This is a genomic window from Xanthomonas sp. JAI131, from assembly GCF_013410075.1.
Classification (GTDB): Bacteria; Pseudomonadota; Gammaproteobacteria; order Xanthomonadales; family Xanthomonadaceae; genus Xanthomonas_A; species Xanthomonas_A bonasiae.
Genome location: NZ_JACCCN010000002.1, coordinates 326,876 through 351,690, shown reverse-complemented (window position 1 = coordinate 351,690; position 24,815 = coordinate 326,876). Strand labels below are relative to the sequence as shown.

General features: G+C 69.1%; 27 protein-coding genes. 7 read left to right on the top strand and 20 right to left on the bottom strand.

The window, feature by feature from the left end:
• Positions 1-36 precede the first annotated feature (36 nt).
• The 10 genes from rapZ to HDC36_RS08320 all read right to left on the bottom strand — a co-directional run bounded on the left by rapZ (position 37) and on the right by HDC36_RS08320 (position 7,693).
• The gene (rapZ, locus tag HDC36_RS08365; RefSeq protein WP_179566240.1) at positions 37-915 is read right to left on the bottom strand and encodes an RNase adapter RapZ; all 879 of its coding nucleotides are present in this window, start codon (positions 913-915) and stop codon (positions 37-39) included.
• On the bottom strand, positions 912-1,862 hold the full coding sequence (hprK, locus tag HDC36_RS08360) for an HPr(Ser) kinase/phosphatase (protein WP_179567931.1): 951 nt from the start codon (positions 1,860-1,862) through the stop codon (positions 912-914). Before hprK ends, rapZ begins: the two co-directional genes overlap by 4 nt.
• A gap of 2 nt (positions 1,863-1,864) precedes the next feature.
• A complete protein-coding gene (locus tag HDC36_RS08355) occupies positions 1,865-2,320 on the bottom strand; it encodes a PTS sugar transporter subunit IIA (RefSeq protein WP_179566238.1) in 456 nt (151 codons plus the stop codon).
• 22 nt (positions 2,321-2,342) lie between these two features.
• Positions 2,343-2,660, bottom strand: coding sequence for a ribosome-associated translation inhibitor RaiA (gene raiA / locus HDC36_RS08350; protein WP_003478125.1), 318 nt, complete (start codon positions 2,658-2,660; stop codon positions 2,343-2,345).
• A gap of 58 nt (positions 2,661-2,718) precedes the next feature.
• Positions 2,719-4,167, bottom strand: coding sequence for an RNA polymerase factor sigma-54 (locus tag HDC36_RS08345; protein ID WP_179566236.1), 1,449 nt, complete (start codon positions 4,165-4,167; stop codon positions 2,719-2,721).
• Between the two features lie 43 nt (positions 4,168-4,210).
• Positions 4,211-4,930 (bottom strand): LPS export ABC transporter ATP-binding protein, encoded by a 720-nt coding sequence (lptB, locus tag HDC36_RS08340; RefSeq protein WP_179566235.1) that lies wholly within the window; start codon positions 4,928-4,930, stop codon positions 4,211-4,213.
• Complete coding sequence (lptA, locus tag HDC36_RS08335) at positions 4,930-5,511, bottom strand: lipopolysaccharide transport periplasmic protein LptA (RefSeq protein ID WP_179566234.1); 582 nt, start codon at positions 5,509-5,511, stop codon at positions 4,930-4,932. Before lptA ends, lptB begins: the two co-directional genes overlap by 1 nt.
• A complete protein-coding gene (gene lptC / locus HDC36_RS08330; RefSeq protein WP_179566233.1) occupies positions 5,489-6,055 on the bottom strand; it encodes an LPS export ABC transporter periplasmic protein LptC in 567 nt (188 codons plus the stop codon). The genes lptA and lptC overlap by 23 nt, the downstream gene beginning before the upstream one ends.
• On the bottom strand, positions 6,052-6,600 hold the full coding sequence (locus HDC36_RS08325) for an HAD hydrolase family protein (protein ID WP_179566232.1): 549 nt from the start codon (positions 6,598-6,600) through the stop codon (positions 6,052-6,054). The genes lptC and HDC36_RS08325 overlap by 4 nt, the downstream gene beginning before the upstream one ends.
• Positions 6,601-6,691: 91 nt before the next feature.
• On the bottom strand, positions 6,692-7,693 hold the full coding sequence (locus HDC36_RS08320; protein WP_179566231.1) for a KpsF/GutQ family sugar-phosphate isomerase: 1,002 nt from the start codon (positions 7,691-7,693) through the stop codon (positions 6,692-6,694).
• A 52-nt stretch (positions 7,694-7,745) separates the two neighbouring features.
• Here HDC36_RS08320 and HDC36_RS08315 point away from each other — a divergent pair, with 52 nt between their 5' ends.
• From HDC36_RS08315 to HDC36_RS08300, 4 genes are all read left to right on the top strand, one after another.
• Complete coding sequence (locus HDC36_RS08315) at positions 7,746-7,976, top strand: BolA/IbaG family iron-sulfur metabolism protein (RefSeq protein WP_003478139.1); 231 nt, start codon at positions 7,746-7,748, stop codon at positions 7,974-7,976.
• 44 nt (positions 7,977-8,020) lie between these two features.
• Positions 8,021-9,295 carry a UDP-N-acetylglucosamine 1-carboxyvinyltransferase gene (gene murA / locus HDC36_RS08310; protein ID WP_179566230.1) on the top strand — a complete coding sequence of 425 codons (1,275 nt, stop codon included), beginning with the start codon at positions 8,021-8,023 and terminating at the stop codon, positions 9,293-9,295.
• A complete protein-coding gene (locus HDC36_RS08305) occupies positions 9,292-9,603 on the top strand; it encodes an EF-hand domain-containing protein (RefSeq protein ID WP_179566229.1) in 312 nt (103 codons plus the stop codon). Before murA ends, HDC36_RS08305 begins: the two co-directional genes overlap by 4 nt.
• Positions 9,604-10,192: 589 nt before the next feature.
• Positions 10,193-13,123: a TonB-dependent receptor gene (locus HDC36_RS08300; RefSeq protein ID WP_255432642.1), complete on the top strand. Its 2,931-nt coding sequence runs from the start codon at positions 10,193-10,195 to the stop codon at positions 13,121-13,123.
• A 175-nt stretch (positions 13,124-13,298) separates the two neighbouring features.
• Here HDC36_RS08300 and HDC36_RS08295 read toward each other — a convergent pair whose 3' ends face one another.
• The 6 genes from HDC36_RS08295 to purM form a co-directional block, all read right to left on the bottom strand.
• Positions 13,299-13,982, bottom strand: a complete 684-nt coding sequence (locus HDC36_RS08295; protein ID WP_179566225.1) for a DUF3108 domain-containing protein — start codon at positions 13,980-13,982, stop codon at positions 13,299-13,301.
• A 2-nt stretch (positions 13,983-13,984) separates the two neighbouring features.
• The gene (locus HDC36_RS08290) at positions 13,985-14,836 is read right to left on the bottom strand and encodes a DUF3108 domain-containing protein (protein ID WP_179566223.1); all 852 of its coding nucleotides are present in this window, start codon (positions 14,834-14,836) and stop codon (positions 13,985-13,987) included.
• Positions 14,837-14,901: 65 nt separating this feature from the next.
• The gene (gene purN, locus HDC36_RS08285) at positions 14,902-15,555 is read right to left on the bottom strand and encodes a phosphoribosylglycinamide formyltransferase (RefSeq protein WP_179566221.1); all 654 of its coding nucleotides are present in this window, start codon (positions 15,553-15,555) and stop codon (positions 14,902-14,904) included.
• 3 nt (positions 15,556-15,558) lie between these two features.
• On the bottom strand, positions 15,559-15,999 hold the full coding sequence (locus HDC36_RS08280; protein ID WP_179566219.1) for a hypothetical protein: 441 nt from the start codon (positions 15,997-15,999) through the stop codon (positions 15,559-15,561).
• Between the two features lie 10 nt (positions 16,000-16,009).
• Positions 16,010-16,636, bottom strand: coding sequence for a DUF2238 domain-containing protein (locus HDC36_RS08275; protein ID WP_179566218.1), 627 nt, complete (start codon positions 16,634-16,636; stop codon positions 16,010-16,012).
• A gap of 5 nt (positions 16,637-16,641) precedes the next feature.
• Positions 16,642-17,667 carry a phosphoribosylformylglycinamidine cyclo-ligase gene (gene purM / locus HDC36_RS08270; RefSeq protein WP_179567929.1) on the bottom strand — a complete coding sequence of 342 codons (1,026 nt, stop codon included), beginning with the start codon at positions 17,665-17,667 and terminating at the stop codon, positions 16,642-16,644.
• Positions 17,668-17,795: 128 nt separating this feature from the next.
• Between purM and HDC36_RS08265 the strand changes: the two genes are divergently transcribed.
• From HDC36_RS08265 to hda, 3 genes are read left to right on the top strand one after another with little or no spacing between them, the layout of a single operon-like run.
• The gene (locus HDC36_RS08265) at positions 17,796-18,914 is read left to right on the top strand and encodes a DUF2066 domain-containing protein (protein ID WP_179566216.1); all 1,119 of its coding nucleotides are present in this window, start codon (positions 17,796-17,798) and stop codon (positions 18,912-18,914) included.
• Positions 18,911-20,080 (top strand): AI-2E family transporter, encoded by a 1,170-nt coding sequence (locus HDC36_RS08260; RefSeq protein WP_179566214.1) that lies wholly within the window; start codon positions 18,911-18,913, stop codon positions 20,078-20,080. Before HDC36_RS08265 ends, HDC36_RS08260 begins: the two co-directional genes overlap by 4 nt.
• Positions 20,077-20,796: a DnaA regulatory inactivator Hda gene (hda, locus tag HDC36_RS08255; protein ID WP_179566212.1), complete on the top strand. Its 720-nt coding sequence runs from the start codon at positions 20,077-20,079 to the stop codon at positions 20,794-20,796. The genes HDC36_RS08260 and hda overlap by 4 nt, the downstream gene beginning before the upstream one ends.
• 199 nt (positions 20,797-20,995) lie before the next feature.
• Here hda and murU read toward each other — a convergent pair whose 3' ends face one another.
• The 4 genes from murU to HDC36_RS08235 form a co-directional block, all read right to left on the bottom strand.
• Positions 20,996-21,727, bottom strand: a complete 732-nt coding sequence (gene murU, locus HDC36_RS08250) for an N-acetylmuramate alpha-1-phosphate uridylyltransferase MurU (RefSeq protein ID WP_179566210.1) — start codon at positions 21,725-21,727, stop codon at positions 20,996-20,998.
• A complete protein-coding gene (locus HDC36_RS08245; RefSeq protein ID WP_179566208.1) occupies positions 21,724-22,752 on the bottom strand; it encodes a phosphotransferase in 1,029 nt (342 codons plus the stop codon). The genes murU and HDC36_RS08245 overlap by 4 nt, the downstream gene beginning before the upstream one ends.
• 83 nt (positions 22,753-22,835) lie before the next feature.
• Positions 22,836-23,105, bottom strand: coding sequence for a GlsB/YeaQ/YmgE family stress response membrane protein (locus HDC36_RS08240; protein WP_179566206.1), 270 nt, complete (start codon positions 23,103-23,105; stop codon positions 22,836-22,838).
• Positions 23,106-23,297: 192 nt separating this feature from the next.
• A complete protein-coding gene (locus HDC36_RS08235) occupies positions 23,298-24,788 on the bottom strand; it encodes a M20 family metallopeptidase (RefSeq protein WP_179566204.1) in 1,491 nt (496 codons plus the stop codon).
• Positions 24,789-24,815 lie beyond the last annotated feature (27 nt).

Genomic DNA, 24,815 nt, shown 5'->3' with positions numbered 1-24,815 from the left:
CGCTTTTGCCAATCCCGAATCCCCAATCCCGGCCCTTCAGTCCTGCTCGCGATGGAACGTCGCCACTTCCGGCCAGCCCTGCTCGCGCGCGTGGCGGGCCAGGCGTTCGGCCAGGTACACCGAGCGGTGCTTGCCGCCGGTGCAGCCGAAGGCGATGGTGACGTAGCTGCGGGTGTCGTTGCGCAGCCGCGGCAGCCAGGTGTCGAGCAGGTCGACGATCTGCGCGGTGTACCGCTGCACGTCCGGCTGTGCGTCCAGGTAGTCGCGCACGCCGCTGTCGCGGCCGGTCAGCGGCCGCAGTTCCGGATCCCAGTGCGGGTTGGGCAGCACCCGCGCGTCGAACACGAAGTCGGCTTCGGCCGGCACTCCGCGCCTGTAGGCGAAGGATTCGAACAGCAGCGACAGGCTGTTCTCGTTGGTCAGCGCGAACTCGGTGGTCACCCGCCGGCGCAGCTGGTGCACGTTGAGCGTGCTGGTGTCGATCACCGCGTCGGCCTCGCGGCGCAGCGGTTCGGTGAGCGCGCGCTCGCGCTCGATCGCCTCGGGCAGCGACAGGCCCAGGTGCGACAGCGGGTGCCGGCGGCGGGTGTCGGCGTAGCGCTTGATCAGCGCCTCGTCGGTGGCGTCGAAGAACAGCAGCCGCGCGTCCAGGCCGAACTGCGCCACCGCCTCGCGCCAGCGCGACAGCTGCGCCAGGTCGCTGTGGCGGCTGCGCACGTCGATGCCCACCGCCAGCTTGCCGGGGCCGACGTCGTCGCGCACCAGGCTCTTGACGAAGGCCGGCAGCAGTTCCACCGGCAGGTTGTCGACGCAGTAGTAGTCCAGGTCCTCGAAGGTCTTCAGCGCCACCGATTTGCCGGAGCCGGACAGGCCGCTGACGATCACCAGGGTGGAGGTGTTCGCCACCGCGTTCATGGCGTGCGCCGTTCGAGCAGGTTGCTGTGGCGGGCGATGAACATCGCCGCCGGGTCGATGCCCTTGGTGCGCAGGATGTGCAGGCGCGTGGCGGCCTCGGTCAGCACCGCCAGGTTGCGCCCGGGCATCACCGGCAGGGTGATCAGCGGCACGTCCAGGTCCAGCACGTGGCGGGTGCCGGAATCGCCGGTCAGGCGCTCGTAGCCATGCGGGGTCGGTTCGGTCATGGGCCGGGTCAGGTGCACGATCAGGCGAAGATACTTGTTCTTCTTTACAGCGGTGTCGCCGAACATGTCGCGCACGTTGAGCACGCCCAGGCCGCGCACTTCCAGCAGGTCCTGCAGCAGTTCCGGGCAGGTGCCGTCGAGCACGTCGGGCGCGATCTGGGTGAACTCGGGGGCGTCGTCGGCGACCAGCCGATGGCCGCGGCTGAGCAGTTCCAGCGCCAGCTCGCTCTTGCCCGAGCCTGCCTCGCCGGTGATCAGCACGCCGATCGAGTAGATCTCCATGAACACCCCGTGCAGGATCACCCGCGGCGCCAGCGTGCGCGCCAGGTGATAGGAGAGGTGGTTGAGCAGTTCGTGGCCGCGCTTGGGCGAGCCCCACAGCGGCGTATCGGATTCGTCGGCGGCCGCGCGCAGGTCTTCCGGGCACGACTGGTTCTTGGTGATCACCAGCGCCAGCGGCCGCACCTGCACGATCTTCTCGATGGTCTCCCAGCGCTGGCGCGAATCCAGCGAATCCAGCCAGGCCAGTTCCTCGGTGCCGAGGATCTGCACCTTGTTCGGGTAGATCGTATTGAGGTAGCCGGCCAGCGACGGGCGCCGCGACACCGCGTTGCCGGCTTCCAGCTCGCGGTGTTCGCCCTTCTGTCCGCCCAGCCAGCGCAGGCCGAGCCGGTCGCGTTGCTGGTCGAACAGTTCGCGGGCGGTGATGCTGGTATTCATGCTCATGCGGCGCTGGCCTGGGGGGCGCCGCCGAGCAGGTCGTGCAATGCGGCAGCGTCGGGGGCGCGGCGCAGCGCGGCGCGGAAGCCCTCGTCGGAGAACTGTTCGGCCAGTTCCGACAACAGCATCAGGTGTTGGTGGGTGTAGTGCGCCGGCACGGCCATCGCGAAGATCAGGTCGACCTGCGCGCCGTGGCCGTCGAAGTCGATCGGCTGGTCCAGCCGCAACAGCGCGCCACGCGGGGCGTCGAGATGCGGGGCGCGGCCGTGCGGGATGGCGATGCCATGGCCGATGGCGGTGCTGCCAAGCTGTTCGCGCTCGCGCAGGCTGGCGAAGAGTTCGTCGAAGCCGGCTTGCGGACAGGCCAGCAGGCCGGCGGCGGTACGCAGCAGGGTGTCGCGATCGGCGGCCGGCAGCACCTGGGTGCGGACGGCCGCCATCAGATCGGTCAAGGGCATGGCAGGAGCAACGTGTGCAGGATCACACGATATTGTCGCGCACCTCGGCGGCGTGGTGGTCCTGTTTCTTTTCCTTGTGCTTGATGATCAGCCGGTCGAGCTTGTCGGCGAGCAGGTCGATCGCCGCGTACATGGTCTGCGCGCTGGCATCGGCGTGCAGGGTGCGGCCGGGAACGTTGACCGTGGCCTCGACGTGGTGGTCGGGCTTGCGCAGCGCCAGCTGGGCGCGGACCTCGATGGTTTCCTCGTAATGCCGCTTCAGCCGCTGCAGCTTGGTCTCCACGTACTCGCGCAAGGCGGGGGTGACTTCGATCTGCTGGCCGTAGGTCTCGATACGCATCGGATACTCCTTGGTTCGGGATTCACCTTATGAACCATTGCCGCCTGCCGCCGATGCGTCAACCGATGCGGACGCGTTCGTGGGAAGCGGAAATGTTCATGGCCTCACGATACTTCGCAACCGTGCGCCGCGCTACAGGCACGCCGGCGCCTTTCAGCAGGTCGGCCAGCTTGGCGTCAGAAAGCGGCTTGCGCGGGTTCTCGGCCTCGATCAGGCGCCGGATCATCGCCTGAATGGCGGTGCTGGAGGCTTCGCCGCCGCTGTCGGTGTCGATGCCCGAGGCGAAGAAGGCGCGCAGCGGGATGGTGCCGCGCGGGGTGCGCACGTACTTGCGGGCGATGGCGCGGGAGATGGTGCTCTCGTGCAGGCCCAGTTCGCCGGCGATCTCGCGCAGGGTCAGCGGGCGCAGCGCCTGTTCGCCGAATTCGAGGAAGCCGGCCTGCTGGCGCAGCAGGCAGCGGGTCACCTTGAGCAGGGTCTCGCCGCGCGCTTCCAGGCTCTTCAGCAGCCAGCGCGCTTCCTGCAGCTGGCCGCGCAGGTAGCCGGCGTCGCTTTCGCCGCACTGGCGGATGAGCTGTTCGTAGCCGCGGTGGATGGTGACCTTGGGCCGCGCGTGCCCGGCCAGCGCCGCGTGCCAGACGCCGCGCTGGCGCCAGATCACGCAGTCGGGCACCACGTAGGTATCGGCGCTGAGTTCGCCGACCTGCTTGCCCGGGCGCGGGTCCAGCGAGCGCAGCAGCGTGACCGCGGTCTCCACCGCCGAGGCCGGGCGCTTGAGTTCGTGGGCGATGCCGGCGATGCCGCTGCGCGGCAGCTTCTCCAGCGGGCCGTTGGCGATGGCGCGCGCCAGTTCCAGTCCGGGCGTGTCCGCGGGCAGCACGTCCAACTGCAGGTTCAGGCATTCGCCCAGCGTGCGCGCGGCGATGCCGACCGGGTCGAAGCGCTGGATCTGGTGCAGCACGGTGAGGATTTCCTCCTCCTCGGCGACGATGTCCGGCTGCAAGGTTTCGGCGATCGTGGCCAGCGGTTCGCGCAGGTAGCCGTCGTCGTCGAGCGCGTCGATCAGCGCCGCGCCGATGCTGCGGTCGCGCGGCGACAGGTGCGACAGGTGCAACTGCCACAACAGGTGATCGATCAGCGTGTCGGGTTCGGCGACGCGCTCGGCGGCGCTGCCCATGTCGTCGTCGTCGTCGAAGGAGCCGCCGCCGCCGCTGCTCCAGGCCGGCTCGGCATCGGACCAGGCGTCGCCGTCGTGTTGCGGCACGTTGTCCAGCGTATCGCCGGCCGGCGGCGCGACCTCGGCCTCGCCTTCGGCGCTGCCGGTGCCGGCCACATCGAGCGTGGGTGCGGCGTCTTCGGCCCATTCCAGCAGCGGATTGCTCTCCACCGCCTCGGCGATCTCCACTTCCAGTTCGGCGCTGGACATCTGCAACAGCTTGATCGCCTGCCGCAACTGCGGCGTCATGACCAGATGCTGTCCCAGCGATGTCTGCAGCCGTGCTTTCATGCCTGTGCCGAACGGGAAAGGGCGTGGCGCAACGCCCGCGCGGTCAGAGCCTGAAGGTTTCCCCGAGGTAGACGCGGCGGACGTCGCTATTGGCCAGCAGCGCTTCCGGCGCCCCCTGCGCCAACACGCTGCCTTCGTTGAGGATATACGCCCGGTCGCAGATTCCCAAGGTTTCGCGCACGTTGTGGTCGGTGATGAGCACGCCGATGCCGCGTTGCTTGAGGTGGGTGACGATGCGCTGGATTTCGCCGACCGAGATCGGGTCGACGCCGGCGAAGGGTTCGTCGAGCAGCATCATCCGCGGCTTGGCGGCCAGCGCGCGGGCGATCTCGCAGCGGCGGCGCTCGCCGCCGGACAGGCTGGCGCCGAGCTGCTCGGCGACGTGGCCGATCTGCAGTTCGTCCAGCAGCGAGGACAGTTCGCGTTCGCGGCCGGCGTCGTCCAGGTCCTCGCGCAGTTCCAGCACCAGGCGGATGTTGTCGGCCACGCTGAGCTTGCGGAACACCGACGGCTCCTGCGGCAGGTAGCCGACGCCGAGCTTGGCGCGCTTGTACATCGGCAGCGCGGTGATGTCGTTGCCGTCGAGCACGATGCGCCCGGCATCTGCCTCGACCAGGCCGACGATCATGTAGAAGCAGGTGGTCTTGCCGGCGCCGTTGGGGCCGAGCAGGCCGACCACTTCGCCCGCCTCCAGGGTCAGGGCGAACTCGCGCACGACCTCGCGCTGCTTGTAGCGCTTGCGCAGGCCTTCAGCGAGCAGCATCACTGGCCTCCTTGCTTGGCCGGGGTGGTGGGCTTGGCCGGCGTCGCGGCGGGCTTGGCGGCCGGCTTGGCGCCAGCGGCGCCTGCCGGCGCCGCGTTCTTCGGTTGGATCACCGTGTGCACGCGGGTGCCGTCGCCGCCGCCCTGCATGTCGCCGGTCTTGGTGTTGTAGACCATGCGCTGGCCGGCATTGGTGCCCTTGGGCGAGGTCATGCGGTAGTTGCCGGTCAACACCACGGTATCGGTGCCGACCTTGTAGTCGATGTTGTCGGCGACGGCGTCCATCGGCGAGCCGTCGTCCATTTGCTGTTTCAGCGTGGCCTGCTTGCCGGTCAGCACGACGCGGTCGATGTCGCCGTCCTTGCGGAACAGGTCGGCGGTGTCGGCGTGGATTTCGAGCGTGCCCTGGATGATGACGACATTGCCCGTGTAACGGATCTTGCCGTTGTCGTCGAGCATGTTGCCGCTCTGGCTGGCGGAGGTGATATCCATCGGCTGATTGCGATCGGACGACTTGGCCATCGCCAGTGCGGGCAGCAGCAGGGCGAGCAGCGCGAGCTTAGCGGGCAGCGTTCGGTTCATAGCGGGTCTTGACCTGTGAAAGGAGCTTGTACTGCCGGGATTTCAAGTCGACCTCGAAGCCGACGCCGGACTGCATCATACCGGGCCGGGTCATGGTGACCGGTTCGGCGGTGCGCGCGGTGCTGGTCTGCGGGAAGACGTCCAGGCTCTGGGTACGGAAGGTGGTGGGCGGGATGCTGGGCACCTTGGGGCTGTCGCCGGCGACGTCGCCGCGCAGGCGCAGTTCGGTGCCGTCGGCGCTGACCCAGCCGGTCTTGCTGCGCATTTCCCAGTGCTGGCCATTGGCGTCCGGCATCAGGAACAGCGGGGTTTCGATCGCCATGGTCTGGTCGGCGCGGCTGCGTTCCATCTGCGGCGCGCGCAGGGTCATCGACTCCTTGCCCTGCTTGTCCAGCGCGACGATCTGGAAATCGTGCGCGATGTAGTCCGAGCGGGCCTCGGCGTCGCTCGTCGGCACCCGCTTGCTGCGCTGGTGCCAGGCCGACCAGCCGCTGACCAGCGCGGCGACCAGCAACAGGCCGCCGAGAACGGTGCGCCAGCTCATGCGCCATGCTCCTGCAGCAGGGAGGGGACGTGGCCTTGCGCGGCCAGCAGCACGTCGCACAGCTCGCGCGCGGCGCCTTCGCCGCCGCGGGCGCGGGTCAGCCAGTGCACGTGCTCGGCGGTCCACGGATGCGCATTGGCGGGGGCCACCGCCAGCCCGACCACGCGCAGCGGCGCCAGATCCGGCAGGTCGTCGCCCATGAAGCACACCTGCTCCAGGCTCAGCCCGCGCTCGTCGCACAGCGCCTGCACCCCGGCGCGCTTGTCCTTGACCCCGATCTGCACCAGCAGGCCCAGTTCCTGGCCGCGCTTCTCCGCGGCCAGGCTGGGCCGCGCGGTGATCAGCGCCACCTCGATGCCGTGCCGGCGCAACTGCACCAGGCCCTGGCCATCGAGCACGTTGAACGCCTTGCTCTCGTTGCCGTCGCGGTCGTAGTACAGGCGGCCGTCGGTCAGCGTGCCGTCCACGTCGAAGCACGCCAGGCGGATCCGGGCGGCGCGGTCGATCAGGTCGGCGGGAAGGTCGGCCAGCGGGGAATAGGGCATGGTTCGCTATATCGGGGCGGGAAGGCCGGCTTTCCAGCAGGCCAGGGCCAGCGGCGCAGGGCGCCGGCGGGCGGTGAACAAGTTCAGGCTGTTAAACCACTCTGGCGCGCAACAGGTCGTGAATGTTGAGCGCGCCGACCGCGCGGCCGTCGCCGTCGACCACGATCAAGCCGTTGATCTTATGGGTTTCCATCAGCCGTGCGGCCTCGGCGGCGAGCTGGTCGGCGCCGATCGTGCGCGGCTGCCGGGTCATCACGTCGGCGATGCGGGTCTGGCGCACGTCCAGCGCGCTGTCCAGGGTGCGGCGCAGGTCGCCGTCGGTGAACAGGCCGAGCAGGCGCCCGTCGCCATCGACCACCGCGGTCATGCCCAGGCGCTTGCGGCTCATCTCCACCAGCGCTTCGCTGAGGCTGGCGTCCTCGCGCACCCGCGGCAGGTCGTCGCCGCCGTGCATCACGTCGGTGATGTGCAGCAGCAGGCGCCGGCCCAGGCTGCCGGCCGGGTGCGAGCGGGCGAAATCGTCGGCGGTGAAGCCGCGCGCGTCCAGCAGCGCCACCGCCAGCGCATCGCCCAGCGCCAGCGAGGCGGTGGTGCTGGAGGTCGGCGCCAGGTCCAGCGGGCAGGCCTCGGCCGGCACGCTGACGTCCAGGTGCAGGTCGGCCTCGCGGGCCAGCGTGGACTGGGCGCGGCCGGTCATCGCGATCACCGCGTTGCCCTGGCGCTTGAGCACCGGCAGCAGCATCAGGATCTCGTCGGATTCGCCGGAGTAGGACAGCGCCAGGACCACGTCGGCATCGGTGATCATGCCCAGGTCGCCGTGCCCGGCCTCGCCCGGATGCACGTAGAACGCCGGGGTGCCGGTGGAGGCGAGGGTAGCGGCGATCTTGCGCGCCACATGCCCGGACTTGCCCATGCCGGTGGCGACCACGCGCCCGCGCGAGGCCAGGATCAGCCGGCAGGCGGCGGCGAACTCGGCGCCGATGCGCGCGCCGACCGCGCCCAGCGCAGCCTGCTCGATCTCGACCACGCGGCGGCCGCTGGCGACCAGGCTGGCGTCGTCGATCGCGGCGGGGGACAGGGGCGATACAGCCATGCGGATGCCGGTCGGAGGGTAGAATGGCCGATCATTTTATTAGGAAAGCCCGTTGGACGCCGAAACCATCCGTAAACTGATCGAGGCCGGCCTGCCCGGCGCGCGCGTGCAGGTGCAGGGCGACGACGGCGTGCACTTCGAGGCCACCGTTGTCAGCGCCGCGTTCGCCGGCAAGCTGCCGCTGGCCCGCCACCGCATGGTCTACGCGACGCTGGGCGAGCTGATGGGCGGGGCGATCCATGCGCTGGCGCTGACCACGCTGACCCCCGAGCAGGCCGGCTGAGCCGCGTTCCGTTCCGTTTCTTCTTTTCGAATCCCCCGAGACCCATGGCCAAAATCGTAGTGACCGGCGGCAACCCGCTGCACGGTGAAGTGAATATTTCCGGCGCCAAGAACGCGGTGCTGCCGATCCTGTGCGCGACCCTGCTGGCCGATGCGCCGGTGGAGATCACCAACGTGCCGCAACTGCACGACGTGATCACCACGGTGAAGCTGCTCGGCGAACTGGGCGCCGAAGTCACCATCGACGAAGGCACCCTGGCGCGCGGCAGCGCGATCACCGTCGATCCGCGCAAGGTCGACCAGCACGTCGCGCCGTACGAGCTGGTGCGCACCATGCGCGCCTCGATCCTGGTGCTGGGCCCGCTGCTGGCCAAGTTCGGCGCGGCCGAAGTGTCGCTGCCCGGCGGCTGCGCGATCGGCTCGCGGCCGGTGGACCAGCACATCAAGGGCCTGCAGGCGCTGGGCGCGGAGATCAGCGTCGAGAACGGCTACATCAAGGCGACCAGCAGCGGCCGCTTGAAGGGCGGCCGCTACGTGTTCGACATGGTCAGCGTCACCGGCACCGAGAACGTGCTGATGGCCGCGACCCTGGCCGACGGCACCACGGTGCTGGAGAACGCGGCGATGGAACCGGAAGTCACCGACCTGGCCGACTGCCTGATCGCACTCGGCGCCAGGATCGAAGGCGCCGGCACCTCGCGCATCGTGGTGCAGGGCGTGGAGCGCCTGTCCGGCGGCCGCCACGCGGTGCTGCCCGACCGCATCGAGACCGGCACTTTCCTGGTCGCCGCGGCGATGACCGGCGGCAGCGTCACCGTGCGCCGCGCGCGCGCCGACACGCTCGACGCTGTGCTCGACAAGCTGAGCGAGGCCGGCGCCACCATCGAGAGCGGCCCGGACTGGATCCGCCTGGACATGCACGGCAAGCGCCCGCGCGCGGTCAGCCTGACCACCGCGCCGTACCCGGCGTTCCCGACCGACATGCAGGCGCAATTCATGGCGCTCAACTGCGTGGCCGACGGCGTCGGCGTGATCAACGAGACGATCTTCGAGAACCGTTTCATGCACGTCAACGAACTGCTGCGCCTGGGCGCGGACATCCAGGTCGAAGGCCATACCGCGATCGTGCGCGGCAACGAGCGGCTCAGCGGCGCGCCGGTGATGGCCACCGATCTGCGCGCCTCGGCCTCGCTGATCCTGGCCGGGCTGGTCGCCGACGGCGACACCACCATCGACCGCATCTACCACCTGGACCGTGGCTACGAGAACATCGAGGAGAAGCTGGGGGCGCTGGGCGCGTCCATCCGGCGCATCGCATGATCCTCAAGGGCCGCTTCACCCGCCGGCGCAAGGTGCTGCTGGCGGTGGTGATCCTGGTGCTGGCCTGGGTCGGTTACGCCTGGTATGCGGGCATCGCCATCACCCAGGGCATCGAACAGCGCGACATGGACTGGAACGGCGACGGCCAGGTCAGCCGCAGCGAGATCGCGCAGGCGTTCTACGCGGTCGGCGTGACCCGCACCCAGGACGGCCCGCGCCAGTGCAGCACCTTCTACTGGCGCGACAGCGGCGCGCAGATCCGCGTGGACTGCCGCACCACGTTCGCGCCGGCCAACCACGCCAAGTAGTCGGCGGCCACGGCCCCGCCGTCGATCGCGGCGGCCGCGCCAAGGCCGGGCGTTGCCACGACGCAACGCCCGGCGCTTCGCATGCGGCGCGTCTTGCGCCTGGATGGCGGCATCGGGACGGCCGCGCCGGATGGCGTGGAAGCTGCGCACGCAGCTGCTCCGGCTGCCCCACATCGCGCATATGAACGTTTTATGAAGAACGGTGGGCCGATTTGCAGCCCGCCGTTCATGCGTGGCGCCGTTTGTATCGGTGACCGCAACGACTGAAATTCTGGTGGACAGACGTTTTCGGCGCAGCGCGCGGGCAAAGCGTGTCCGCAATGTCGTGGTTCTTGCCTGAACGTCGTGATCGCGTGAAGCGGCGGCGATGCCCGGTAAACGTCCGGCGCAACCCCGGTGCGTAAATGCGCGTCAAGCCTTCGTAGGAATTTCGTTAAGAGCCTGCGTAACGGCGACTCCGTCTTCCGCCCACGTGCGCGCCTCTCGCCGCGCGTGCCGCGGAAGGCCCCAACGCCTCGTCCTGCAAGAACCCGCCCTCATGAGCCAGACACGTTCACGCCACTCGTTCAAACCTACCGTAATAGCCACGATGCTCAGCCTGTGCCTGGTGCAGGGCACTGCGCTGGCGCAGAGTACCGCCGGCGACATCGCCGGCAGCGCGGCCTATGTGCAAGGCGTGCAGATCCAGATCAAGAGCCTGGATAGCGGGACAGCCCGCGTCGTCGCGTTGGGCGCGGAAGGCAAGTTCCGCATCCCCGCGCTGCCGAGCGGCAGCTACGATGTCAGTCTCATCGAAAAGGGCAATGTGGTCGCCACGCGCACCGTGATGGTCGTGGCCGGCAAGACGGTGACGGTCGATTTCGGCGAGCCGGCGACCAAGTCGTTGCGTGCCGTCACGGTCAAGGCGCCGATCGTGGTCAACGGCATCGACACCAGCAGCGTCGAATCGCGCAGCACCTTCAATGCCGCACAGTTGAACGAACTGCCGTTGCCGCGGGACGTGAGCAGCGTCGCCCGCATGACCCCAGGCACCTCGCAGGGCAGCGGCTATTTCGGCAACCTGAATTCGTTCGGTGGCGCGTCGGTGGCCGAGAACGCGTACTACGTCAACGGCATGAACATCACCGACTCCTACGACAGCCTGTCCTTCAGCGAGGTGCCGTGGCAGGCGATCGACCAGCTCGACGTGCAGACCGGCGGCTATGGCGCCGAGTACGGCTTTTCCACTGGCGGCGTCACCAGCGTCAACATCAAGCGCGGCACCAACGAGTGGCACGGCGGGGTGAGCATCGATTCGGCGCCGGACGCGTTGCGCGCGCACCTGGACGACGAGTATTTCCGCAGCGGCAGCCTGTACCGCCCGCAAAGCAACAACACCACCAACTCCAATACCTACTCGCTCTGGGAAGGCGGTCCGCTGATCCAGGACAAGCTGTTCGTGTTCGTGATCGGACAGTTTCAGCGCAACACCGGCAGCGTCTGGAACGGACGCACCGCGTCCACCAGCACCAGCAGCACCAGCTACGACTACAACACCAGCAAGCCGTACAAGCTGGTCAAGCTGGACTGGTTCCCGAACGATCGCAACCATCTGGAATTCACCGGCTTCGACGACAGCAGCCGGACCAGCTACGACTATTTCAAGACCTCGTTCAGCGGCGACGAGGTGACCCGGACCACTTACAACGGCCGGCTCGTGTCCAAGAGCGGTGGTCCCACGACGGTCTTCAAGTGGACCAGCAACCTGACCGACAATCTGACCGCGTCGCTGCAATACGGCAAGATGAAGACCGTCAGCGAGCAATACACCAGAAGCCCGGACGGCACGACCACGACCTACGACGGCGATGTGAATTCCACCAGCAGCTCCGGCTGCCCGGTCACCTTCTATGCGTCGCGCTACACCGGTGCCGAAAACAGCTGCTACGCCAGTTCGACGCTGGGCATCAGCAATGGCTACAGCCAGCGCGAGGACACCCGGCTCGATTTCCAGTGGACGCTGGGCGACCACGATCTGTCCTTCGGCTACGACTACAACGACTTCACCGCTCGCCAGGGCACTTCGTATTCCGGCGGCCACTACTACTACTATTACAACGACAACTACGTCTACGACTACGTCTACAAGACCGGCGGCACCGTCGAGGTGAAGCAGAATTCGTGGTACGTGCAGGACAAGTGGCATGTCACCAGCAATTTCCTGCTGTCCTTGGGCATCCGCAACGACGGCTTCAAGAACTACAACACCGCCGGCGACGTGTTCGTCAAGCAGGACAACATCTGGCAGCCGCGCCTGGGCTTTTCCTGGGACGTGAACGGCGACGGCGCGTCGCGTCTGTTCGGCAACCTGGGACGCTACGCCCTGCCGATCGCCGCGAACGTCGCGCTGCGCGCGGCCAGCGCCTCGGTCTACTCGGAGACGCTGTACAGCTACAGCGGCGTCAGTTCGACCGGCGTGCCGCTCAACGCCTCGCAGATCGGCGACACCTACTACTACAACGGCGAGAACGGCACCTCGCCCAATGCGACAAGCGTGACCAGCAAGAACCTCAAGCCGTATACCCAGGACGAGGCGATCCTCGGTTACCAGTACACCTTGAACACCCAGAACGACTTCCTCAACAGCTGGGTGCTGGGAATCAAGGGAACCTACCGCAAGATCCACAACGCCATCGACGATACCTGTTCGACCCAGTCGCTCTACAACGCGGCCACTTCCGCCGGCTACGACACCTCGGCATGGGACGAGTGGACTGCGCCGGAAGGCGCTTCGGGTTGCTGGCTCTACAATCCCGGAAGCTCCTCCACCGTCAGTGTCGACGTCGATGGCGACGGCAAGCTCGACACCATCACCATGTCCGCCGATTCGCTCGGTTCCAAGGCCCGGCGTACCTACAAGGCGTTGACCCTGAGCGCGGAGAAGTCCACCGACACCTGGTATGCCAACGTCAATTACACGTGGTCGCAGAGCAAGGGCAACTACGAGGGCCTGGTCAAATCCAACAACGGCCAGTCGGATACCGGAACCACGGCGGATTTCGATTTCGCGCAGATCATGCAAGGCGCGTACGGCTTCCTTCCCAACGACCACATGCACACGCTGAAGCTCTATGGGGCCTACAAGTTCTCACCGGAATGGCAGGTTGGCCTGTCCCTGCAGGTGCAGTCGGGCGCTCCGATCAGCTGCTACGGCGGTGGCTACGGCACCTTGGATACCTACTACGGCTATGGAGCGCAGTGGCACGTGTGCAACGGCGAGATCAGCACCCAGGGAACGCAGGGGCGCACGCCGTGGACCTTCAACGCCAGTCCGAATCTGGTCTACAAGCCTGCCGCGATCAAGGGCCTGACGGCGCAACTCTCGCTGTTGAACGTCTTCAACAACGTCAAGCCGCTGCAGGTGTATCAGGCCTACGAGACCGTGAGCTCGTCCGGTACCAGCTACTACGAGTACTACAAGCTCGGTCAGTACTACCAGACGCCGCGCTATGCGCGTCTGCAGCTGATGTACGAATGGTGATGCGCCGGTGCCGTGCCCGAACGCACGGTCGGCGGACCCTGGCGTCCGCCATCGGCTAAAAAAGAACCCCGGTCTCGGCCGGGGTTTCCTTTTTGCGGAAGGGCGTTGCCGGCGCGCACGGCGCGGAAGATCTGGCGGTCCGCGCCGTGGACGAGCTTCGCCGCCCTTGCGCGGATCAGTGCAGCGTCTTGATGGTCAGGTCCAGTGCGTCCTGGCCGTTCTCGCGCTGCAGGATGCGTACCGGCACCGGCATGTCCGGCACGATCCAGGCGATGATTTCCTTGGAGCCGTCGCTGCGGCTGACCTTGGTCGCCTGCTCGCTCTTGCCGTTGACGGTGATCGTTTCCTTGCCGGCCACCTTGTAGGTCATCGGCTTGGCGCGGCCCTCGTCGACCATGCGGTAGCTGGGGGTCTTGCCGGCGTTGACGTCGCGCGCGATCGCCAGGTTGATCAGCAGCGCGTCCATGTCGCCGGGCTGCAGCTTCACCGGGCCGCGGCGGTCGGGCTTGATGTCGCCGGCCCAGGTCGCCTGCGCGGTGCTCCAGTCGTAGTTGGCGGTCACCGCCTTCTTCTTGATCAGGAACAGCGAGCGGTCGTCGCTGCTGAGCGGGCGCAGCTGCCCGCCCTTTTCCTCGAACACGGTGCTCTGGCTCAGGTCGGCGACCTGGTTCTTGATCGACAGGCTGTAGCGCCAGCGGTTGTTGCCTTCGCTGGCCAGGGTCATCAAGCCGTTGGCCTGCATGCCCATGTAGCTGGCCTGGTAGTCCGCCTTGAACGGCTCCAGCGCCAGGGCGGGCAGGCTGGCCAGCGCCAGCAGGGCGGCGGCGACGGCGGACAGCGGGCGGGCGATGCGTGTCATGGTCAGACTCCTTGGTATTCGGTCAGGCGCAGGTCGATGCGGTCTTCGCCGTCTTCGCGCTGCAGGATGCGCACCGGCGTCGGCACGCCGTTGGCGATCCACAGAATGGTCTCATTCTTGCCGCCGTTGGTGCGCGACACGCGCAGCGCGTCGTAGCTGATGTCGCCGACCTGCACCGTCTCGGTCTGCTCGGCGGCGTGGTAGATGTGTTCGCGCACCCGGCCGACATCGACGAAGCGGTAGGTCATGGTCTTGCCCGGCTGCGCGTCGCGCATGATCGACAGGTTGATCAGCAGCGCGCTCTGGTCGCCAGGCTGCAGCGGGATCGGCTGCTGCCGGTCCTTCTTCAGGTCGCCGTCCCAGCGCGCCACGCCCTTGCTCCAGTCGTAGACGCCGGTGACCTTCTTGCCGAAGAACATCGCCTTCTTCACCGTGCTCTGGCTCTGCGGCACGTAGCGCCCGTCCTGGGTGCGGAACACCGTGCTCTGCTCGATGTTCAGGCCGAGGATGCTGGCGAAGCCGCTGCGGCCCTGCACGCCCAGGTCCACGCGCCATTCGTCGCCATTGCCGTGGCTGACTTCCATGCGCGCGTCGCCGGCCTGCTTGCCCTTGTACAGCGCCTGGTAGGTGGCCACGAACGGCTGCAGCGGCGGCGGCGTCCAGGCTTCGGCCGGCAGGCCCGGCGCCGCCGCGGCAGGCGCGCCGGGGGCGGCGGCCGTGGCCGGTGCGGCCTGGGCCGATGCCGGTGCAGATGGCGCAGGCGGCGGCGCCTGCGCGAGCACGCCGACGGCTGGCGCCAGCAGGCCGAGGCTGGCCACGGCGAGAACAGCGAACTGACGCGGAAGGAGCTTCATGGGATGGCTGCGAGGGAGGGGAGTTGGGCGCGAACACGACCAGTGCGCTTCGCGCTGCGACGTATTCAGGGAATCAGCATGCCCTGGCAATCTAGGCGCAGCGGACTAAACCGGCACTGACCGTCGAGCCAGACCCTGCCATCCCGTTCAGCCAGGCGCCCGGACGCGGCCAGCTGCAGCGCCGCGCACAGCAGCTGGTGCTCGCGCGGCAACAGGCGTTGCGCCAGGTCCTCCGGGCGGTCGCCGGGCTGCACCGGCACCCGCACCTGCGCGACCACCGCGCCGGCATCCAGTTCCGGCACCACGAAGTGCACGCTGGCGCCGTGTTCGGCGTCGCCGGCGGCGAGCGCCTGCGCATGCGTGTGCAGGCCGCGGTACTTGGGCAGCAGCGACGGGTGGATGTTGAGCAGGCGGCCGGCGAAGCGCTGCACGAAGCCGGCGCCGAGGATGCGCATGTAGCCGGCGCAGACGATCCAGTCCGGCTGCACGGCGGCGACCGCGTCGCCCAGCGCCTGGTCGAAGGCGGCGCGGTCGGGGAAGCTGCCAGGCGCCGCCGACCAGCGCTGTGCCGGCGCCACCTTGGCCAACGCCGGCGCCTGCGCGCGGTCGCTGAACACGCCGACCACCTGCGCGTCCAGCGCGCCGGCGGCGATCGCGTCGAGCAGCGCCTGCAGGTTGGAGCCGCGGCCGGAGACCAGCACCGCAAGACGGATCGTCATCGGCTACGCCTTCCGGAACAGGGCGATGGCGGCCGGGCGCTGCAGCACCAGCAGGGTCCACACGCCCAGTGCCGTGCCCAGCGGGAAACCCAGGCAGGTCACCACGGCGGTGGCGTTGCACAGCAGCAGGCGGCGGCGCTGGCGCAGCGCGCGCGCGGTCAGCACCTTCAGGATCAGCGAGACCAGCCCGAACGCCAGCAGCATCGACAGCAGCACGATCGCGACCACCCCGGCCTGGGCCTGGTCGGGGCTCTGGCCGACGGCGTTGAGCTCGGCCTCGCGATGCACGCCGTAGGCCAGGAGGCCGGCGACCAGCAGCAGCATCAGGCACTGCAGCCCCGCCATCACGGCATACAGCATCGCCAGGGTGCTCAGCTCGGACTCGGCACGCAGGGTCTCGGCGTGGGCGATGTCCGCAACGGGAAGGGGTGGGGGCAGTGCCATCGTCGGTCTTCTAGTGCGGGGAAGGGGGCAGACGCCCGCCGCGCTGCCACGGCCAGGCGCTCGCGCAGCCCAGCGTGGCCAGCAGCATGTCCATGTGCGCGTCCCACGGGTCACCCTGCTGGCCGTTGTAGGACTCGGCCTGCTCCGGCGACAGCAGCAGCGCGATCAGCCACTCCAGCCATTCGTAGAGCAGGCTGGCGCACATGATCGCCATCGTCGCCAGCGCGAATGCCTGGCGCGGCGACAGCGCCGGCCAGCGTTGCCGCGCGTAGTCGCGCAGCGCCGGCGCGAAGCACAGCCCGAACAGAAGGTGGATCAGCCGGTCGGTGTGGTTGCGCTGCCAGCCGAACGCGGCGTTCGGCGACCAGCCGCCGCTCAGCGTGCGCAGCCACTGGTCGTAGGGCACGTTGGAATACAGCCAGTGCGCGGCGATGTTGTGCACGCTGATGAACGCGCAGATCGCGGCGAAGTGCGCGCTGCGCAGCGGCCAGCGGCGGTCGTGCCAGACCAGCCAGGCGATGCCCAGCACCGCCAGCGAACTGTGCATCGCCTGTTCCGCCGGCCACAGCGGATGCACCCAGCTGGCGGCGAACACCGCCAGGGTCAGCGCCAGCCAGGCGCGTTTGCCCGCCGCCATGCGGCTCAGCCGATGTGCACGCGTTCGCCGGCGCCGGCCGCCACCACCGCGCCGATCTGCCAATGCGCCAGGCCCAGCGTGTCCAGGCTGCGCTCCAGCGCGGCGACCTGGTCGGGGGCAGCCACCAGCACGAAGCCGATGCCGCAGTTGAAGGTGCGCCACATCTCGCTGTCGGCGACCGCGCCTTCGCGCTGCAGCCATTCGAACACCGGCGGCAGGGTCCAGGCGCTGGCGCGGATGTCCAGGCCCAGGCCGTCGGGGATGACGCGGATGATGTTCTCGGTCAGGCCGCCGCCGGTGATGTGCGCCATCGCGTGGATGCCGTCGGCGTGCTCGCCGCGCAGCAGCGACAGGATCGGCTTGACGTACAGCGCGGTCGGCGCCATCAGCGCGTCGGCCAGGGTGGTGCCGCCGAGCTGCAGCTCGGCCGGGCGCCCGGCGCGGTCGTAGATGCGGCGGACCAGCGAATAGCCGTTGGAGTGCGGGCCGGAAGAGGCGATGCCGATCAGCACGTCGCCCTGGCGCACCTTGGCGCCGTCGAGCAGCTGCGACTTCTCCACCGCGCCGACGGTGAAGCCGGCCAGGTCGTACTCGCCCGGCGGGTACATGTCGGGCATTTCCGCGGTTTCGCCGCCGATCAGCGCGCAGCCGGCCAGTTCGCAGCCGCGGGCGATGCCGCCGACCACCGCCACGGTGGTCTCCACGTCGAGCTTGCCGGTGGCGAAGTAGTCCAGGAAGAACAGCGGCTCGGCGCCCTGCACCAGCACGTCGTTGACGCACATGCCGACCAGATCGATGCCGATGCTGTCGTGCCGGCCCAGCTGTTGCGCCAGCTTCAGCTTGGTGCCGACGCCGTCGGTGCCGGACACCAGCACCGGCTCGCGGTACTTGCCGGACAGGTCGAACAGCGCGCCGAAACCGCCCAGCCCGCCCATCACTTCGGGGCGGAAACTGCGCTTGACCAAGGGTTTGATGCGTTCGACGACGGCATTGCCGGCATCGATGTCGACGCCGGCGTCGCGGTAGGTCAACGGGGCGGCGGCGGGGGTCTTGGGAGTGGTCACGGGCGGTGGCGTCGGCGGAAAGACGGCGATTTTAACAGGCCGCATTGGCGCTACGACCGCATTCGGGCAACAATTCGCCCCGGATACGCCGAGCAATGGAACCTTCGATGCGCCGCAGCCTTGCCTTACTCCTGTCTTTCGCGCTGTGCCTGCCTGCCGCGGCCGCCCTGGCCCAGGCCGGTCTGCGCACCGAAGGCGACGTCGCCGGCGCGCAGAGCCCCTACGACGCCGAGGTGCCGGTCAACAGCCAGAGCGAGGCCGACCGCAACGGCGCGGTGGCGCGCGCGCTGGGCGTGGTGCTCGGCAAGATCTCCGGCGACCGCGCGGTGATGTCGCGCCCGGGGGTGACCCAGGCGCTGCGCAACGCCAAGAACTTCGTCGACAGCTACGACTACCGCCAGGACCAGGGCACCTCGCCGAGCGGCGCGCCGACCTTCCGTACCACCTTGATCGCGCGCTTCCGGCAGAGCGACGTCGACGGCCTGGCCGCGGCGCTGGGCCTGCCGCTGTGGCCGCAGCCGCGGCCCAAGCCGGTGCTGTGGCTGGCGATCGACGACGGCAGCGGCCCGCGCCTGGTCGGCGTGCAGCAGTCCAATGCCGCGCGCAGCGTGCTGGACCGGGCGATCGAGCGCGGCTACCGGCTCGGCCTGCCCACCGGCAGCGCCGCCGAGCAGGCGTTGGTCGGCGCGATCTGGCGCCAGGACACCGCCGCGGTGGCCAGCGCCTCGTCGCGCTACAGCCCGCCGATGCAGCTGATCGGCAAGCTGTATCGCAGCAAGTCCGGCGGCTGGACCGCCGACTGGGTGTTCGTCGACAGCGGCAAGACGCTGTCCAACTGGTCGGTCAGCGACGCCGACGCGCGCCGGGCCATGGCCGCCGGCGCCGACGGTGCCGCCGACGCGCTGGTCAAGCGCTACGCCAAGGCGGCCAGCACCGGCCCGGCCGGCGTGTACCGGGTGGTGATCAGCGGCATCCGTAGCGCCGACGACTACCTGCGCGTGTCCGCGGCGCTGCAGAACACCTCGGTGGTGCGGCGCATCGTGCCGATCCAGGCCAGCGGCGACCGCCTGGAACTGGATCTGGACCTGCTCAGCGGCGTGTCCGGGCTGAACCGCATGCTCGGCGCCGACAGTCCGCTGCAGCCGGTGACGGTGCCGGTCGAGGGCGGTCCGATCATCCTCAATACCGAGCGCACGGAGTACCGGCTCAAATGACGCTGTCCCCCGAAGCGGAAATCGCCCAGTTCCTGCGCCGCCTGAAATGGGCCGCGGTGATCCTGGGCGTGTTGTGGGTGATCGCGTTGCTGGCGCCGATTCTGACCCCGTTCGTGCTGGCGCTGCTGCTGGGCTGGCTCGGCGATCCGCTGGTCGATCGCCTGGAGCGCGCCGGCCGTTCGCGCAACATGGCGGTGACCCTGGTGTTCGTGCTGATGCTGCTGTTGCTGGTGCTGGCGCTGCTGATCCTGGTGCCGATGCTGGAGCGGCAGATCGTCACCTTCATCGATGTGCTGCCGCAGGCGCGCGACTGGTTCACCGGCACCGCGATCCCGTGGGCCGAGCAGAAGACCGGGCTGCAGTTGATGGCCTGGCTGGATCCGGAGCGGCTGATCGAATGGATCCGCGGCCACTGGCAGCAGGCCGGCGGCGTCGCCGCGACCTTCTTCGGCTATCTGTCGCGCTCGGGCTTCGCCATGGTCACCTGGGTGGTGAACCTGGTGTTGCTGCCGATCCTGACCTTCTACTTCCTGCGCGACTGGGACATCCTGGTCGAGCGCGTGGCCGCGACCATCCCGCGCAACCACGTCGCCACGGTCGGCCGCCTGGCGCGGCAGTCCAACGACGTGCTGGGCGCGTTCATCCGCGGCCAGTTCCTGGTGATGCTGGCGCTGGGGGTGATCTACGCCGGCGGGCTGAGCCTGATCGGGCTCAATCTGGGCCTGCTGATCGGCATCGTCGCCGGCCTGATCAGCTTCATCCCGTACCTGGGCGCGACCACCGGCATCCTGCTGGCGATCCTGGCGGCGCTGGTCCAGTCCAAGGGCTTCGACCTGCAACTGATGATCCTGGTCGGCGTGGTGTTCACCGTCGGCCAGTTGCTGGAAAGCTACGTGCTGACCCCGCGCATCGTCGGCGACAAGATCGGCCTGCACCCGGTGGCGGTGATCTTCGCGGTGATGGCCGGCGGCCAGTTGTTCGGCTTCCTCGGCATGCTGCTGGCGCTGCCGGTGGCGGCGGTGGCCAACGTGCTGCTGCACTACCTGCACGAGCAGTACCGGCAGAGCGAGCTGTATGCCGGCGACAAGTCGGCGATCCTGCTCGATGGCAGCGCCGAGCGCGGGCCGCTGATCGAACTGCCGCCGCGTAGCCCCGACCAGCCGTGAGTGTGCCGCAGCTGCCGTTGGCGTTGCGCTATCCGCCGGAGCAGCGCTTCGACCGCTATGTCGGCGCCCCGGCCGGCCTGCTGGCGCAATTGCAGGCCGTCGCCGACGGCCGCGACGTGGACTGGATCTACCTGTCCGGTCCCGCCGGCACCGGCAAGACCCATCTGGCGCTGGCGCTGTGCGCGGCGGCCGAGCAGGCCGGGCGCAGCGCCGCCTACCTGCCGCTGCAGGCCGCGTCCGGGCGCCTGCGCGACGCGCTGGAAGCGCTGGAAGGCCGCGACGTGGTCGCGCTGGACGGGCTGGAGGCGATCGCCGGGCAGCGCGAGGACGAAGTGGCGCTGTTCGATTTCCACAACCGCGCGCGCAGCGCGGGGGGCACCCTGTTGTACACCGCGCAGGCGATGCCCGACGGGCTGGCGCTGAATCTGCCCGACCTGCGCTCGCGGCTGGCGCAATGCACGCGCATCGCGCTGTCGCCGCTGGACGACGCCGGCCGCGCCGCGGTGCTGCGCGAGCGCGCGCAACGCCGCGGGCTGGTGCTGGAGGATGCGGCGATCGACTGGCTGCTGACCCATGCCGGCCGCGACCTGGCCGGCCTGGTCGCGTTGCTGGAGCGGCTGGACCGCGAATCGCTGGCGGCGCAGCGGCGGGTCACGGTGCCGTTCTTGCGCAGGCTGGGAATGGGGAGTGGGGAATCGGGAATGGGGAAGAGCTGACACTCCGCAACCGGAAGCCGTGCTGCGAACTCGGTACGCGATTTTCCCTGCTTGGGCGATGCACGGACGTCCCCGATCTCCCAAGAACTCGACGCACGCGTTCGCATTTCATCGGCCGTGCCCTGGCGTGCCGTTCTCGGAATCGACGTTCTTGGAGGGGGCTGCGCGCCAGCGTGACGCGGGCAACCCCGCGGGAACCTCAGCTTTTCCCCATTCCCGATTCCCCATTCCCCATTCCCAGCTCTCCATCCAACGCTGCCAGCCGCTGCGGCGTGCCGACGTCGGTCCAGCGGCCGCGATGGTGCAGGCCATGGATGGCGCCGTCGCGCATGTGCGCACGCAGGATCGGCGCCAAGGCGAATCGAGGCGGCGTGCCGTGGTCGGCAATCGGCGTAGCGAACGCCGCCTGCCAATCGCGCAGCAGCTCCGGCCGATAGACGCCCACGCCGGCGTAGGTCAGCAGCGGCGCGCCGTCGCTGCGCAGCGTGGCGTCGGCATGCAGCGCGAAATCGCCGTGCGCGGCATAGGCCGGCGGATCGACCAGCACCAGCTGCGCCAGCCCGGCCGGCTCGGGCGCCAGCTGCGCGAAATCGAAATCGGTCCAGATGTCGCCATTGACCAGCAGGAACGGCGCCGGCCCGAGCAGCGGCAACGCGTGCAGCATGCCGCCGCCGGTCTCCAGCGGCGTGGCGCCTTCGTAGGAATAGGCGATGCGCAGGCCGAACGCGCTGCCGTCGCCGAGCGCCTGCGGGAACTGCTCGGCCAGCCACGAGGTGTTGATCACCACGTCGCGCACGCCGAGTGCGGCGAGTTTGCGCAGGTGCCAGACGATCAACGGCGTGCCGCCCACGCTCAGCAGCGGTTTGGGCGTGCGTTCGGTCAGCGGCCGCATGCGTTCGCCGAAGCCGGCGGCGAAGACCAGCGCCTTCATGCGCCAGCCGCCGCGCGCTGCGCCAGCGCCGGCTTGATCCGCGTCTCCAGCAACTGCGCCAGCGGCTGCAGGGCGGGGTGGCGCGGCAACACCTCGTCGAGGTAGCCGATGAAGCGCGGCACGTTGTCCAGGTACCAGGCCTTGCCGTCGCGGTAGTTCAGCCGCGCGAAGATGCCCAGGTTCTTCAGGTGCCGCTGCACGCCCATCCAGTCCGCATCGCGCAGGAACTGGGCCAGCGGCGGCAGCGCGATCCCGGCCTGCAGCGCGCGCGCGTGGTAGCGCGCCAGCCAGCCATCGACCCGCGCCAGCGGCCAGCTCACCGTGGTGTCCTTGAACAGGCTGACCGGATCGTAGGCGACCGGGCCGAGCACGCAGTCCTGGAAATCCAGTACCGCCGGGCCGTCGGCCACCGGCATCAGGTTGCGCGGCATGAAGTCGCGGTGCACCAGCACCCGCGGCTGCGCCAGCGCGTTGTCCATCAAGCGGCGCTGCACCAGTTCGAGCGCGTCGATTTCGGCGCAGTCCAGGTCCAGGCCCAGGTGCCGACGCAGGAACCACTCGTCGAACAAGCCCGCGTCGCGCTGCAGCAGCGCTTCGCCGAACACGCCCAGTTCCGGCGGCGGCGCGATCGCCTGCAGCCGCAGCAGTTGCCCGAGCGCGGCATCGAAGTGGGCATCGGCCGAGGCAGCGTCCAGCGTCTGCGCCAGGGTCGGCCCGCCCAGATCTTCCAGCAGCAGGAAGCCGGCCTCCGCGTCCTGCGCCAGGATCGCCGGCACGCGCACGCCGCCTTGCTGCAGCAGCGCATGCATGCGCAACCACGGACGCACGTCCTCCAGGCCGGGCGGCGAATCCATCAGCACGCGGCTGGCGCCTGTGCCGTGGCTGCGCCAGTAGCTGCGCCAGCCGGCGTCGATCGACGCGCGCTGCAGCGTCGCCTGCGTATCGCCCAATGCGGTGCGCGCCCAGTGTTGGCGTTGTGCTGCGCGCAGGTCCGGCGCGTCGGGAAGATCGGTGCTGGAACTCATCGGTACGCTGCGGCGGACATTGGCCGCACAGCGTAAACGTGCGGCGTCGGCATGGCGAGCCGTGCCGGCGCCGCGGTGCGGCCTCAGCGCTTGCCGAGGAACAGCCGCAGCAGCGCGAGCAGGGCGATGGCGCCGAGCAGCGCACCGAGGAAGCCGGCCGGCTCGCCGCGGCTGTACCAGCCCATGTAGTGGCCGAACCAGCCGGCCACCAGCGCGCCGGCGATGCCGAGCACGACCGTGAACAGGCAGCCGGAGCGGCCGCCGCTCGGACCCAGGAAGCGCGCCAGCAGGCCGACCACGAAGCCGACCAGGATGACGTACAGCCAACTGTCGCTGCCGAACAGGTTGTGCATGGGAGCGTACCGAAACGTGGAAGTGAAGCGGATCGTGCCAGATTCGGCCGCTACGCGGCGTACATGGCGCAGCGGCGGGCGACGCCCTTTAAGCGGCCGTGCAGGCGCGGCTCGTGCAGGCGCTGCAGCGATGCACCGGGTCTGGCCGCGCCTGCAGCATGGCGGCCGTCGTCGCCGACGGCCGCCGCACGCTCAGCAGCAGCCGTGCCCGCCGTGCTGCTCGCCGCCGGCCACCGCGGCGCTGCCGGTGGTCTCGCCGCGCACGCTGGCCGCATGGTGCTCGGCGATCACCCTCGACACGCAGGCGGTGACCCGCTTGCCCATCGGGATGTGCAGGAACTCGTTGGGCCCGTGCGCGTTGGAGTGCGGGCCGAGCACGCCGGTGATCATGAACTGCGCGCCGGGGAACTTCTCGCCGAGCATGCCCATGAACGGGATCGAGCCGCCTTCGCCCATGTACATCGCCGGCTTGCCGAACGCCGCCTGCGAGGCGGCCTCGATCGCGTCGGTCAGCCACGGCGACTGCGCCGGCGCGTTCCAGCCCGAGGATGACTTCTCCAGCGCCAGCGACACCTCGGCACCGTACGGCGGGTCGCGCAGCAACACGTCCTTCAGCAACTCGCCGGCGCGCTTGCCGTCCAGCGTCGGCGGCAGGCGCAGCGACAGCTTCACCGCGGTCTGCGGGCGCAGCACGTTGCCGGCCGAGGCCAGCGGCGGCAGGCCGTCGGCACCGGTCACCGACAGGGCCGGGCGCCAGGTGCGGTTGAGCACCAGTTCGGTCAGGTCCTCGTCCATCGGGGTCATCCCCGGCAGGAACGGGAACTTGCTGTAGACCTCGTCGCCGAGCACCTCGGCGACCTTGCGCGCCTGCGCCAGGCGTTCTTCCGGAATCTCCGAATACAGGCCCTCGATCTTGATCTTGCCGGTGGCCTCGTCCTCCAGCCGCGACAGCAGGTCGCGCAGCACGCGGAAACTGGACGGCACCACGCCGGACGCATCGCCCGAATGCACGCCTTCGCTGAGCACCTTGACGCTGAAGTTGCCGCCGGCCAGGCCGCGCAGCGAGGTCGTGCACCACAGCTGCTCGTAGTTGCCGCAGCCCGAATCCAGGCACACCACCAGCGACGGCTTGCCGATGCGTTCGGCCAGGTGGTCGACGTAGGCGGGCAGGTCGTAGCTGCCCGATTCCTCGCAGGCCTCGATCAGGATCACGCAGCGCGCATGCGGGATGCTCTGGTCCTGCAGCGCCAGGATCGCGGCCAGCGAACCGAACAGCGCATAGCCGTCGTCGGCGCCGCCGCGGCCGTACAGGCGGTCGCCCTTGAGCACCGGCGTCCACGGACCCAGGTCGTCGTCCCAGCCGGTCATTTCCGGCTGCTTGTCCAGGTGCCCGTACAGCAGCACCGTGTCCGCGCCGGTCTCCGCGCCGGTGGCCGGCACTTCCAGATAGATCAGCGGCGTGCGCCCTTCCAACTGCACCACCTCCACCGCCAGGCCAGGGATGGCCTGCGCGCGCGCCCAGCGCTCCATCAGCCGCACCGCATCGTCCATGTAGCCATTGGCGACCCAATCGGCGTCGAACATCGGCGATTTGTTGGGGATGCGGATGTAATCGACCAGTTGCGGGACGATGTCGTCGTCCCACTTCTCGCTCAGGAAACGGTCGATCTTGGCACTGTCCATGGAGCACTCCAGCTTTGTTGCAAAAGA

What these genes read in the sequence shown, in the direction of transcription:
- rapZ (WP_179566240.1), bottom strand. Translation starts at nt 915, where the DNA reads ATGAACGCGGTGGCGAACACCTCCACCCTGGTGATCGTCAGCGGCCTG.
- hprK (WP_179567931.1), bottom strand. Translation starts at nt 1,862, where the DNA reads ATGAATACCAGCATCACCGCCCGCGAACTGTTCGACCAGCAACGCGAC.
- HDC36_RS08355 (WP_179566238.1), bottom strand. Translation starts at nt 2,320, where the DNA reads ATGCCCTTGACCGATCTGATGGCGGCCGTCCGCACCCAGGTGCTGCCG.
- raiA (WP_003478125.1), bottom strand. Translation starts at nt 2,660, where the DNA reads ATGCGTATCGAGACCTACGGCCAGCAGATCGAAGTCACCCCCGCCTTG.
- HDC36_RS08345 (WP_179566236.1), bottom strand. Translation starts at nt 4,167, where the DNA reads ATGAAAGCACGGCTGCAGACATCGCTGGGACAGCATCTGGTCATGACG.
- lptB (WP_179566235.1), bottom strand. Translation starts at nt 4,930, where the DNA reads ATGCTGCTCGCTGAAGGCCTGCGCAAGCGCTACAAGCAGCGCGAGGTC.
- lptA (WP_179566234.1), bottom strand. Translation starts at nt 5,511, where the DNA reads ATGAACCGAACGCTGCCCGCTAAGCTCGCGCTGCTCGCCCTGCTGCTG.
- lptC (WP_179566233.1), bottom strand. Translation starts at nt 6,055, where the DNA reads ATGAGCTGGCGCACCGTTCTCGGCGGCCTGTTGCTGGTCGCCGCGCTG.
- HDC36_RS08325 (WP_179566232.1), bottom strand. Translation starts at nt 6,600, where the DNA reads ATGCCCTATTCCCCGCTGGCCGACCTTCCCGCCGACCTGATCGACCGC.
- HDC36_RS08320 (WP_179566231.1), bottom strand. Translation starts at nt 7,693, where the DNA reads ATGGCTGTATCGCCCCTGTCCCCCGCCGCGATCGACGACGCCAGCCTG.
- murA (WP_179566230.1), top strand. Translation starts at nt 8,021, where the DNA reads ATGGCCAAAATCGTAGTGACCGGCGGCAACCCGCTGCACGGTGAAGTG.
- HDC36_RS08305 (WP_179566229.1), top strand. Translation starts at nt 9,292, where the DNA reads ATGATCCTCAAGGGCCGCTTCACCCGCCGGCGCAAGGTGCTGCTGGCG.
- HDC36_RS08300 (WP_255432642.1), top strand. Translation starts at nt 10,193, where the DNA reads ATGCTCAGCCTGTGCCTGGTGCAGGGCACTGCGCTGGCGCAGAGTACC.
- HDC36_RS08295 (WP_179566225.1), bottom strand. Translation starts at nt 13,982, where the DNA reads ATGACACGCATCGCCCGCCCGCTGTCCGCCGTCGCCGCCGCCCTGCTG.
- HDC36_RS08290 (WP_179566223.1), bottom strand. Translation starts at nt 14,836, where the DNA reads ATGAAGCTCCTTCCGCGTCAGTTCGCTGTTCTCGCCGTGGCCAGCCTC.
- purN (WP_179566221.1), bottom strand. Translation starts at nt 15,555, where the DNA reads ATGACGATCCGTCTTGCGGTGCTGGTCTCCGGCCGCGGCTCCAACCTG.
- HDC36_RS08280 (WP_179566219.1), bottom strand. Translation starts at nt 15,999, where the DNA reads ATGGCACTGCCCCCACCCCTTCCCGTTGCGGACATCGCCCACGCCGAG.
- HDC36_RS08275 (WP_179566218.1), bottom strand. Translation starts at nt 16,636, where the DNA reads ATGGCGGCGGGCAAACGCGCCTGGCTGGCGCTGACCCTGGCGGTGTTC.
- HDC36_RS08265 (WP_179566216.1), top strand. Translation starts at nt 17,796, where the DNA reads ATGGAACCTTCGATGCGCCGCAGCCTTGCCTTACTCCTGTCTTTCGCG.
- HDC36_RS08260 (WP_179566214.1), top strand. Translation starts at nt 18,911, where the DNA reads ATGACGCTGTCCCCCGAAGCGGAAATCGCCCAGTTCCTGCGCCGCCTG.
- murU (WP_179566210.1), bottom strand. Translation starts at nt 21,727, where the DNA reads ATGAAGGCGCTGGTCTTCGCCGCCGGCTTCGGCGAACGCATGCGGCCG.
- HDC36_RS08245 (WP_179566208.1), bottom strand. Translation starts at nt 22,752, where the DNA reads ATGAGTTCCAGCACCGATCTTCCCGACGCGCCGGACCTGCGCGCAGCA.
- HDC36_RS08240 (WP_179566206.1), bottom strand. Translation starts at nt 23,105, where the DNA reads ATGCACAACCTGTTCGGCAGCGACAGTTGGCTGTACGTCATCCTGGTC.
- HDC36_RS08235 (WP_179566204.1), bottom strand. Translation starts at nt 24,788, where the DNA reads ATGGACAGTGCCAAGATCGACCGTTTCCTGAGCGAGAAGTGGGACGAC.